Annotated in this window: 12 protein-coding genes; 4 read left to right on the forward strand and 8 right to left on the reverse strand. The window is 70.9% G+C overall.

Annotated elements, in window-relative coordinates:
- Window positions 1–153: UPF0058 family protein (locus DJ70_RS07150; RefSeq protein ID WP_179233997.1), on the reverse strand; the 153-nt coding region annotated here is incomplete at its 3' end.
- 94 nt (window positions 154–247) lie between these two features.
- Window positions 248–463 carry a ribbon-helix-helix domain-containing protein gene (locus DJ70_RS07155; protein ID WP_066415053.1) on the reverse strand — a complete coding sequence of 72 codons (216 nt, stop codon included), beginning with the start codon at window positions 461–463 and terminating at the stop codon, window positions 248–250.
- Window positions 464–647: 184 nt separating this feature from the next.
- On the opposite strand from DJ70_RS07155, the gene DJ70_RS07160 reads away from it, so the two are divergent.
- A complete protein-coding gene (locus DJ70_RS07160; protein ID WP_094531473.1) occupies window positions 648–1,271 on the forward strand; it encodes a molybdopterin-dependent oxidoreductase in 624 nt (207 codons plus the stop codon).
- Window positions 1,272–1,379: 108 nt separating this feature from the next.
- Window positions 1,380–2,783: an isochorismate synthase gene (locus tag DJ70_RS07165; RefSeq protein ID WP_094531475.1), complete on the forward strand. Its 1,404-nt coding sequence runs from the start codon at window positions 1,380–1,382 to the stop codon at window positions 2,781–2,783.
- Between the two features lie 6 nt (window positions 2,784–2,789).
- On the opposite strand, the gene DJ70_RS07170 is transcribed toward DJ70_RS07165, so the two are convergent.
- Window positions 2,790–3,530: a proteasome assembly chaperone family protein gene (locus DJ70_RS07170; RefSeq protein WP_094531477.1), complete on the reverse strand. Its 741-nt coding sequence runs from the start codon at window positions 3,528–3,530 to the stop codon at window positions 2,790–2,792.
- A 523-nt stretch (window positions 3,531–4,053) separates the two neighbouring features.
- On the opposite strand from DJ70_RS07170, the gene DJ70_RS07175 reads away from it, so the two are divergent.
- Window positions 4,054–4,977, forward strand: a complete 924-nt coding sequence (locus DJ70_RS07175) for an RsmB/NOP family class I SAM-dependent RNA methyltransferase (RefSeq protein WP_094531479.1) — start codon at window positions 4,054–4,056, stop codon at window positions 4,975–4,977.
- Entirely contained in the window at window positions 4,974–5,531 is a 558-nt protein-coding gene (locus DJ70_RS07180; RefSeq protein ID WP_094531481.1) for a DUF7122 family protein, read from the forward strand. Before DJ70_RS07175 ends, DJ70_RS07180 begins: the two co-directional genes overlap by 4 nt.
- A gap of 47 nt (window positions 5,532–5,578) precedes the next feature.
- On the opposite strand, the gene DJ70_RS07185 is transcribed toward DJ70_RS07180, so the two are convergent.
- The 5 genes from DJ70_RS07185 to DJ70_RS07205 form a co-directional block, all read right to left on the reverse strand.
- Window positions 5,579–5,836, reverse strand: a complete 258-nt coding sequence (locus tag DJ70_RS07185; RefSeq protein WP_094531483.1) for a hypothetical protein — start codon at window positions 5,834–5,836, stop codon at window positions 5,579–5,581.
- Between the two features lie 13 nt (window positions 5,837–5,849).
- Window positions 5,850–6,383, reverse strand: coding sequence for a DoxX family protein (locus DJ70_RS07190; protein ID WP_094531485.1), 534 nt, complete (start codon window positions 6,381–6,383; stop codon window positions 5,850–5,852).
- 152 nt (window positions 6,384–6,535) lie between these two features.
- On the reverse strand, window positions 6,536–8,056 hold the full coding sequence (locus DJ70_RS07195) for a DUF790 family protein (RefSeq protein WP_094531487.1): 1,521 nt from the start codon (window positions 8,054–8,056) through the stop codon (window positions 6,536–6,538).
- Between the two features lie 73 nt (window positions 8,057–8,129).
- Window positions 8,130–8,798 (reverse strand): helix-turn-helix domain-containing protein, encoded by a 669-nt coding sequence (locus tag DJ70_RS07200; RefSeq protein ID WP_094531489.1) that lies wholly within the window; start codon window positions 8,796–8,798, stop codon window positions 8,130–8,132.
- Between the two features lie 84 nt (window positions 8,799–8,882).
- Window positions 8,883–9,359, reverse strand: coding sequence for a MoaD/ThiS family protein (locus DJ70_RS07205; RefSeq protein WP_066415025.1), 477 nt, complete (start codon window positions 9,357–9,359; stop codon window positions 8,883–8,885).
- Window positions 9,360–9,665: the final 306 nt, after the last annotated feature.

A 9,665-nucleotide genomic window follows, 5' to 3' on the forward strand; every position in this document is an offset into this window, starting at 1 on the left:
GTGCTCGCTCTTGGACTTGTGGACGTGTGAGGGGTCGACGTCGAGCTCGTCGTACGGGTCGAAGAGGCCCTCGTCGACGGTCTCCTGTGCCCGGAAGTGTTCCATGATCGTCACCATCTGTTCGTGGAGCTCCAGCAGTTCGTCCTTGTGCATGATGGCGAGTACGTTCTCCAGGCGGTTTAAGCGTTGTTGCGGGTGTTACACACGGACCGGCGAGCGATCCGGGAGTCGGTCGTCCCGGCGGCGATCAGAAGACGTACTCGTCCTCGTGGCCCATCATCCCCTCGTCCTCGAACCCGCCGGAGTCGTCGTCCTCCATGGGCCCGCTGGTCTTGTACGCCTTGATGCCGGTCGAGAGGAGCTCCTCGACGGCCTCCTCGCGGTTGAGGAACTCCCCCTGCTCTACCATCTGCGTGATCTGCATCTCCAGGTGTTCCGGGACGGTTATCTTGACCCGTGGCATTCTCTTGGCCGCGTCTAACAGGATAGTGTATATAAATGTAGCGTCGGATATCGGGTGATCCGAGACTCGATCTGTTCGGTTTCGAAACGATATTTTCGTATCATACACCGATAGTGCGCAGTTCCCGAAACCACGGGCCGGCCGCGTCCGGTACCCATACGGTTCCCGAGTTCGTACCGGGCGTATGACCGAGACACGGACGAACGGGGCCGGACGCCTCGAGACCGACGACGTCGAGGACCTCACCGACCTCTACCGCGAGTACGGCGACGAGCGGCTCCCGCCGGGCCAGCGCGAGACCGACCGGTTCCCGGTGCTCTCGAAGAGCGGCACGCCCTCGTGGGGCCCCGACGACGCCCTCGAGGTCTGGGGAGCCGTCGACGACCCGCTCTCGCTGTCGCTCGAGGCGGTCAGGGAGCTCCCGGCGGTCACCCAGCGACAGGACTTCCACTGCGTCACCGGCTGGAGCAAGTTCGACTGCGCGTTCACCGGCGTCGAGTTCGCCGAGATCGCGGAGCGCGCGGACGCCGACCACGTCATGTTCCACGCGCTCGACGGCTACACGACCGACCTCCCGCTCGAGGAGTGTACCCGCGACGGGGTCCTTCTCGCGTACGGCTACGACGGCGAGGACCTTCCGCCGGACCACGGCGGCCCGGTCCGCGTCGTCACGCCGCACAAGTACGCCTACAAGGGGGCGAAGTGGGTCTCCGGCGTCGAGTTCCTGACCGAGCGCGAGCTGGGGTACTGGGAGAAGCGCGGCTACAGCGACACCGCGAATCCCTGGAACGAGGAACGGTACAGCTGAACGGCCACGGGCGCTCCCCGACGGGCGCTCGATCGTCGCCGAGCGCGAGCCGACGGAACGCGGGTGGAGTTGACACCCTTAAGAGCCTCCGGACCCGAACTCGTTTCAATGGAACCGGCGCGTTCGACGTCGTCGCCGCCGCTCGTCAGCCGTACGACCGCGGTCGATCCGCCCGCGTTCGCGGCGGCGTTCGACGCCCTCCCGACGCCGCGGACGGTCTGGAGCGCCCCGGACGACGCGCTCGTCCTGGCGGGCGGCGCGGCCGCGACGCTGACCGCGAGCGGGCCGGACCGGTTCGCCGCGATCCGCGCGGCGACCGACGACCTCTTCGAGTCGGGCGACGTCCACGCCGGAACGGAGGCGGCTCGACCGCGCGTGTTCGGCGGGTTCGCCTTCCACGAGGGAGCCTGCGCCGGCGATCCCTGGGAGCCGTTCCCGGAGGCGCGGTTCGTCCTGCCGCGCGTCCAGCTGACCGTCGCCGACAACGGGACCTGGCTCACGGTGACCGACGCCGGGTCGGACGCGTCGCCGGCGGCGGTCGAGCGCCGGCTGGACCGGGAGGTGGACCGGCTGTCGGGGCGGGCGGCCGACGGCCCGCGACCCCCTCGACCGGGGATCCGCGGGAAGCGGCGGACCACGAGCCGGGCGGCCTGGCGCGAGAGCGTCACCGCCGCGCTCGACCGGATCGGCGAGGGCGAGCTGCGGAAGGTGGTGCTCGCGCAGGCGCTCGAGGCGGACCTCGAGAGCGAGTTCCCCCGCGCGGCGACGCTCGAGCGGCTCGCCGGGAAGTACCCCGACTGCCACCGCTACTGTTTCGAACCCGACGACGGCGGGGGCGTCTTCTTCGGCGCGACGCCCGAGCGGCTCGTCTCGCTTCGCGGCCGGACCGTCGAGACCGACGCGCTCGCCGGGACGACCGGCCGGGGCGAGACGCCCGCGGAGGACGAGTGGCTCGCGGAGGAGCTGCTCGCCGACGCGAAGAACGTCCACGAGCACGAGCTCGTCGCGGAGACGGTGCGGGAGCAGCTGGAGCCGTACGCGGCGTCCATCTCGGCCGGCGAGCGTCGCGTCCGCCGGCTCGCGACGGTCCAACACCTCCACACGCCGATCACCGCGGAGCTGGACGCCGACCGGCACGTGCTCGAGCTCGTGGAGGCGCTCCACCCGACGCCGGCGGTCGGGGGACTCCCGCCGGACCGCGCCCTCGAGACGATCCACGAGACGGAGCCGTTCGACCGCGGGTGGTACGCCGCGCCCGTCGGCTGGATCGACGCCGCCGGCAACGGCGCGTTCGCGGTCGCGATCCGCTCCGCCGTCGCCACGCCCGACCGGGCCACCCTCTTCGCCGGCGTCGGGCTCGTCGGCGACTCCGACCCCGACCGGGAGTGGGACGAGATACAGCTCAAGTACCGGCCGATCCTCGACGAGCTGGAGGGCGAGACCGCGGGCGACTCCGACGGCGCCGGAGTCGGCGAGCCGGCGGAGAACGCCGGATCCGAGCGCGGCGACTGACCGTCGCTACTGGAACATCTTCAGCGGCTCCGCCTGCGTGCTCTCCTCGGTCGCCTGCCGCATCCGCTCGGCGAGCTGGCGTTTCGCGTCGCGGATCTCCGTCGCCTGGTCGACGAGGCCGTCGGTCGACGTCTCGGTCCCGGCGATGGGGTCGATCCCGTCGCGGATCAGGACCCGTGCGGCCTCGGGATCGGGGAACCGCGGGTCGGACTCGACGATCAGCCCGACCGCGTCGCGGTCGCGCTCCAGCGACGCCGAGAGCATCGCGCCGGTCGGTCCGGAGACGAGCCCGGCCTCCGGCGGGTCCGCCACGTCCGCACGCGAGAGCGCGTCGCCGCCGTCGCCGGTCGCGATCCCGTACAGCGCCGGCGGCTCCTCGTCCTTCTCGCGCCCGAGCCCCGAGAGGAACACGGGGAAGGTGTTCGTCTCGTCGAGCCACCCGTCGAGGCAGTTCGCGACCTCGGCGGCCGCGTTCGGATGGACCGGCACGTCGCTGCGCAGCGCGACGAGGTCACGCTCCGGATCCGCGTACAGCCGCACTGGGGTCGTCGCCGTCGAGTCCGACTCCAGGTAGACGGCGACCGGCGGGAGGCCGTCGCAGTGGACGTTCGCGTAGTGGACCATCCCGTGTTCGTCGATCATGTGGTCGGTCGCGATCTTGCCGACGAGCCCGACCCCTGGGAACCCTTCGACCAGGGTCGGTTCCGAGAGCGACACCGCCTCGTCGAGAACGGATATGCGCGCCATGTGCGGCGGTACGACGCCGGGCGACCTAAAGGTGGGCGTGGCGCTCGGTCTCGCCGTCGCCGTGTGCTCCGAGAGCGACCCGACGAACCGGGAACACGGCCAGCTCACGTGTACACGCGGAGGCGCGCCGGTGAGCGCCCGGGAGGGCGCGAACCGTCCGCGAGGGACGCGGCGAGCGGTGAAACCGCGAGCCGCGAGGCTGGGGAGGCGTGAGGTGCGGGCTGGGTGGTGCCGGGTGGGACTCAACGGGGCAGTCGCGAAGCCGTCTCGAACGACAGCGAGCCCCCCGAGTTCTCGCGACTGGGGCTTTGGAGATATTCACCGCGCCAGCAACGACGTATGACCGAGCGGGCGGGGCTTTGGCGGTGTGTTTCGCGGTCGTGTCCTCCACGTCGGAGCGCAGATCTAGCCGAGCCGTCGGGTGTTCTACGGTGCTCGCTTCCTCCGTCTCTCCAGTTTCCCGCTCCCGCTCGCATCGAGGTCGACCCGAAACCGACTAACCGTCCGGCGCGGAAGGGCGGGCATGAACCCGCTCGACCGGTACGAGCCGCTCGTCGACGACGTCGACGCGTTCCGGGCGGCCTGCGACCGGCCCCTCCCGTCGGTCGTCCGCACGAACCGGATCAAGGCCTCCCCGGACCGGGTCCGCGACGCGTTCGAGACGGAGGGCGTCGCCCACGACCCGGTCGGCTGGCACGACGGTATCTTCCGACTGCCGGACGGGAACCCCGGCGGGAACTGGCCGCACGCGCACGGCTGGACCCACGGGCAGGAGGAGGTCTCCGCGCTCCCCGCGCTGGCGCTCGACCCGCGGCCGGGCGACCGTGTCTGGGACGCGTGTGCGGCGCCGGGCAGCAAGACGACGCAGATCGCCGACCTGATGGACGATTCGGGGACGGTCGTCGCCAACGACAACAACCTCGGGCGGCTCTCCGCGCTGCGGCACAACGCCGAGCGTCTCGGGGTGACGAACGCGATCGTGACCAACCAGGACGCCCGCAACTTCTCGCTGAAGCCGCTCGCGTTCGACGCGTTCGACCGCGCGCTGGTCGACGCGCCCTGCTCGTGTGAGGGGACCTGCCGAAAGAACCCCGACGTGCTCGAGCAGTGGACCATGGACCACGTCCACGGCGTCGCCGGGATCCAGAAGGGGATCCTGACGCGGGCGATCCAGGCGACCCGCCCCGGCGGGACCGTCGTCTACTCGACGTGTACCTTCGCGCCCGAGGAGAACGAGGCGGTCCTCGATCACGCCCTCGCGGCCGAGGACTGCGAGATAGTCGGGGTCGACCTCCCCCTCGAGACGGCGCCCGGCGTGACCGAGTGGGACGGCGAGACGTACGACGAGAGCGTGACCCGCGCCCGCCGGGTGTACCCCCACCACAACGACACGGGCGGCTTCTTCTGTGCGAAGCTGCGCGTCGGCGGTTCGGAGGTGGCCCGATGAGCGACCCCGACGGCGGCTCCCCCGACGACACCGCACCGACCAACGACGGCGGGCGCTTCGACCGGCTCCCGGAGACGGCCGCGGACCGCGAGGTGGCCGGTCGCGCCAGCCGCGAGGAGGTCCTCGACTGGTGGGAGACCCGCTTCGGGATCGGCCGGGAGGTGCTCGGCGGGTACGGCTTCTGGGAGAAGGGGGCCGGAAAGGTGTGGGTCTTCAACGGCGAGGCCGCCGACCCGAGTCCGGTCGAGGCGATCGGGATGACGTTCCTGCGGACCCGCCAGGAGCACTGGAAGCCGACCACCCGCGCGGTCCAGCGGTTCGGTTCCCACGCGACCCGGAACGTGGTCGAACTCGGCTCCGAACGGGCGAGCCGCTTCGTCGCCGGCGAGGACCAGGACCTCCCCGAGTGGGACGGCGACTGGGGGTACCTGATCGTCTCCCACCGGATCGCGGGCGCGAGCGCCCCGATCGGCGTCGGCCTCTACCTCCACGGCGAGTTACGCTCCGTGGTGCCGAAGGGAAGCCGGGCGGACCTGCCGGTCCTCGAGGAGTGAGGGCGGTTCGAAAAGCGACGCCTCGGGTCGGACGGGTTCCGCCCGCCTCAGACCGACGCGTCCGCCGGGGGCTCGCGAGCCACGCTGGAGACGGCGTACGCGCCCCACAGGAGCAGCCCCAGGAGCATGATCGACGACCGGACCGTGAGCGGAACCAGCGTCTCGTGGACGATCTGGCCCTCCCCCGACACCGGGTGCGGCGCGCCCGCGACTATCTCGAGCAGCCCGATCCCGAGGGTGCCGATCAGGAGCAGGCCACCGCCGCCGTACAACGCGATCCGTTCCGCCGTGGTGAGTTGAGTCATGACGTGTCCTCCGTCAGCCGATGAAGTGTCGCAGCCGCGGGTGCTCTTTCACGAAGTCGGTCCGCGCGAGGTAGGCGTCGACGCCCAGCACGCGCCCGGCCCCGAGCGTGGCGATCATCGCGAAGATCAACAGCCCGAGCAGGTCGCCGGTGATCACGCCGTGTGACCAGCCGCCCGTCTCGCCGTTGACGAAGTAGAAGAACACCATCAGGAACGCGCCGAAGAAGGCGGCGAGGCGGGTCAACGCGCCGACGATCAGCCCGAGCCCGATCAGCACCTGGCCGACCGGGACCATCACGTTCGTGAACGAGAGCAGTATCCCGTCCGAGAAGAGGACGAGCACCGGTCCGAGCGTCGTCTGGGCGGCCGCGCCGCCGACGAACCAGCTCGCGTCGAAGGGCCACGCGAGGAACTTGTCCAGTCCCGCGTGGAGGAACCACCAGCCGACGATCAGCCGCATCACGACCAGCCAGTAGGCCAGCCGCGATTCGTCGAGCGGGAACGATACGTCCTGTCCCAGCAGCCGCGTTCGTATGTTCGTCGACATATGTAGTACGACTTACACTGGAACGACCAAACATATATAAGTATTCGAGCGTTGCCGGTCTCCGAAAACCCGACCACGATCGGCGGCTTTCCGGCGTGTGACGGTCGATCTCGGCCGCGTCGGTCCGCGACCGCCCGCGCCAGTCGGCGACCTCACGCGTCGTCGGGGGGACCGTCCTTCGACCGGACGGTTCCGCCGCTCAGGCTCTCCCACTCGACGCGGTAGCCGAGCGCCGAGAGCGTCGCGCTCGCGTCGTCGATCCCGTACGCGTCGAGCCGCTCCTCGGCCGCCGACAGCGACGTCCCGTCGTCGATCGCCTCGCACAGCCGGTCGAGGACCGCCGGGCGGATCAGCGTCCGGCCCACGAGTTCGTGGTCAGGGAACGGCCCGTCCTCGACGGCCGACTCGCTCACGCCGTGGCGGGCCGCCAGGTCGGCGAGCCCGACGACGTCGTCGTCGGGCGTAAACGACTCCGGGAGGCCCGCGGCCGCCTCGGCGACGAGGTCGGCCTCGTACTCGCGGAGCACGTCGACGACGGCCTTCACCGGAACGGTTCCCGCGTAGGTGAGCACGCGGTGGTCGCGCGCGGCGATCGCCTCGCCGACGCCGAGGCTCTCGTCGGCCGCGACGAGGAGATCCACGTCCTCCACGTCGGCGAGCTGGTCGAGCTTCTTTTCCACGTACTCCGGCGTCCAGAAGCCCATCACCTCAAAAAACAGCGTAAAGTCGGCGTGGTCGTAGTCGAAGGCGAAGTCGGGGATCATGGCCCGCGTCCCGGTGGCGAGCGGCTCCGGCTCGCGGACCAGCGTCCAGTCGAGGTCGAGGCCGCGGAACCGCCCGGCGAAGTCGGCCTCGACACCGCTGTCGAAGTCGGGCTCGGCGACCGGATCGACGCCGGGAACCGTCACGTCGGCCTCGGAGAGCGTCATCGTCCGCTCCGTTCCCCGGTCGTCGATCGTCGCCTCCAGCCGCCACTCGGCGGTGCCGGCGACGGTCCGGAGGAGGCGGGCGAAGGCGGTGCCGTAGCGTCTCGTCCGCCGGAAGAGGGCGTCCGGGCCGGTGACGACGAGCTCCCGCCCGTCGTCGGTTCGGCGGAGCTCGTACATCAGCCGGAGCCGCTTGACCGCGCTCACGAGCGCCTTGGGATCGACGGAGCGCACTCGGACCTCGGTGGCGTCGAACAGCGCCGTCTGGGCGAGCGAGAGGTTGTACTGTTCGACGAGCGCGTCCGGATCCCAGCGCACGTCGGCGTCGACGAGGACCTCGTTGCGCTCGCGGTCCGCGTACAGGTCCGCCTCGACGACCGCGGCGTCGACGCCGAGCCGGTCGGCGGCCCGGTCGATCGCCCGCGCCCTGTCGTCCGCGCCGGCGACGCCGACCGCCTCGGCGGCCTCGAAGGCGGCGCGGCGGACCCGCGGCGGCGGGACCGTCGACCGCGCCTCGAAGGCGCACTCGCGCTCGACGAGCGCGGCGAGGCCGCGGACGAGCTTGAAGTCCTCCGACTCGGCCTCCAGCGCGTCGACCGCCGCCGTCACGGCCGACCGGGGCTCGCCGACGGTGGCCTCGAAGGCCCCGAGCACCTTCGCGGCGAGCGGGCGGCGTTCCCGCCCGACGAACCGGGGGCGGTAGCCGCCGCCCGCGCGGGAGACGCGCAGGAGGTCCTTGCGTAACACGCCACGCGGTAGGCGGCGGCGGCGTTAATACCCGACGGATGGCGCGCGCCCGGCGGCGGCCGCTCGGCCGCGCTCACTCCCCCGTCAGTTCGCGTTTCAGCTCGCCGCTCACGGTGGGGAGGTCCTCGACGAACTCCCGGACGATCGTCCGCTCGACCCGCTGGAGCGTCTCGCTACACGTCGACTTCGCGATCCCGGCCGCCTCCGCGACCTCCGTGAGCGTGCTCTCGCGGGGGACGTCGTAGTAGCCGGCCTCGACCGCGGTCAGGAGGAGGTCGAGCTGGTTCTCGGTGAGCAGCCGGCTCGGGTTCACGCGCTGTTGGACGAACTCCACCTCGTAGGAGAGGCCCATGCCGGCGAGCTGGTCGCCGAACGTCGAGAGCCGGTCGTGTGCGCCGGTCGCGTCGAGCGTCGCGACCCCGTTCGCGATCTCGACCGGCATCTCGATGGGGACGCCAGCGCCCTGCGCGGCGAGGAGCAGCAGCGGCGAGGACGCCTCGATCTGGACCGTGGTCTCGCCGGGCGAGCGCGTCATCACCGACGTCTCGGCGAGCCCGGCGTGGTCCCTCATCGCCGCGAGCACGCCGTCGATGTCGTCCGTGGTGATACGGACGAGCGCGAACCCCGCTCCGTCGCCGGGCGTCGCGGTCAACACGCGGAAGACGGCCTCGGGGAACTCACGCGAGACGTCGGCGATCCACGGTCCGTCAGGCAGGTCGACGAGGAGGCGTATCTGTGCCATGGTGTCTACCCGATCCGCCCGGCGACGGGGCGGTCGAACGCCGGAGTGTCGAACCGCTCCCGACATAAACGTGTCCGACCGGCCTCAACAACAGAACATGAACGGGTACACCAACGCGACGCGGTCTCCCTCCTCGAGTTCGGTGTCGAACCCGCGCTCGTTCTCGTTGAACCGGCCGTTCACCAGGATCCGGGCGTACGCGATGGTCTGTTCGCCGACCGGGTTCTTCGTCCACGTGCCGGGGAGCTCCTCCGGAGTCGGGGCCCAGCCGCTGTGGGTGGCGTCCGCCTCCGTCTCCGCGATCAGCAGCTCTTGAAGCTCGGGGTAGTCCTCGAAGAGGTCGTCGAGGAACTCCCGCAGCGTGTTCCCGGTGAAGGTGTACTCGAACTCGTAGGTCCCGTCGAGTTCCGTGCGGACGTGGCCCGTACACCGCACCGTCACGGTCGTTTCCGGCGGCTCCTCGGCGGCCTCGGTCTCGTCCTCGATTGCCGCCTCGTCTCCGGTCGCGGCGTCCTCCTCGCTCGTCCGGTCGTCCGGACGCTCCTCGGCGGTCGTGCTCATGTCCAACGGTATGGTCGCTTTCCCCCTAAACGGCGACCCGAACACGTTCGCTCAGGTGATACCGGTCGATCAACGGTGTGTGATCATGGATCGTTCAGTACAGCCGAAGCAACGACCGATCGCCGGAGCGGTGGCGCGCCTCCGAGTGCCCCGAAGGGGCACGAGGAGCCCGCGAGGGACGCGGCGAGCAGAGCGAGCCGCGAGGCTGGGGAGGCGTGAGGTGCGGTGCTGGGCAGTGTGGGGTGGGACTCAAAGGGGCAGCCGGCTCCGGGAAGACGGCCGACGCAAGCAGCGTGGCGCTACGCG

It is taken from the genome of Halorubrum halodurans (assembly GCF_002252985.1).
GTDB classification, from domain to species: Archaea; Halobacteriota; Halobacteria; order Halobacteriales; family Haloferacaceae; genus Halorubrum; species Halorubrum halodurans.

What these genes read in the sequence shown, in the direction of transcription:
- DJ70_RS07155 (WP_066415053.1), bottom strand. Translation starts at nt 463, where the DNA reads ATGCCACGGGTCAAGATAACCGTCCCGGAACACCTGGAGATGCAGATC.
- DJ70_RS07160 (WP_094531473.1), top strand. Translation starts at nt 648, where the DNA reads ATGACCGAGACACGGACGAACGGGGCCGGACGCCTCGAGACCGACGAC.
- DJ70_RS07165 (WP_094531475.1), top strand. Translation starts at nt 1,380, where the DNA reads ATGGAACCGGCGCGTTCGACGTCGTCGCCGCCGCTCGTCAGCCGTACG.
- DJ70_RS07170 (WP_094531477.1), bottom strand. Translation starts at nt 3,530, where the DNA reads ATGGCGCGCATATCCGTTCTCGACGAGGCGGTGTCGCTCTCGGAACCG.
- DJ70_RS07175 (WP_094531479.1), top strand. Translation starts at nt 4,054, where the DNA reads ATGAACCCGCTCGACCGGTACGAGCCGCTCGTCGACGACGTCGACGCG.
- DJ70_RS07180 (WP_094531481.1), top strand. Translation starts at nt 4,974, where the DNA reads ATGAGCGACCCCGACGGCGGCTCCCCCGACGACACCGCACCGACCAAC.
- DJ70_RS07185 (WP_094531483.1), bottom strand. Translation starts at nt 5,836, where the DNA reads ATGACTCAACTCACCACGGCGGAACGGATCGCGTTGTACGGCGGCGGT.
- DJ70_RS07190 (WP_094531485.1), bottom strand. Translation starts at nt 6,383, where the DNA reads ATGTCGACGAACATACGAACGCGGCTGCTGGGACAGGACGTATCGTTC.
- DJ70_RS07200 (WP_094531489.1), bottom strand. Translation starts at nt 8,798, where the DNA reads ATGGCACAGATACGCCTCCTCGTCGACCTGCCTGACGGACCGTGGATC.
- DJ70_RS07205 (WP_066415025.1), bottom strand. Translation starts at nt 9,359, where the DNA reads ATGAGCACGACCGCCGAGGAGCGTCCGGACGACCGGACGAGCGAGGAG.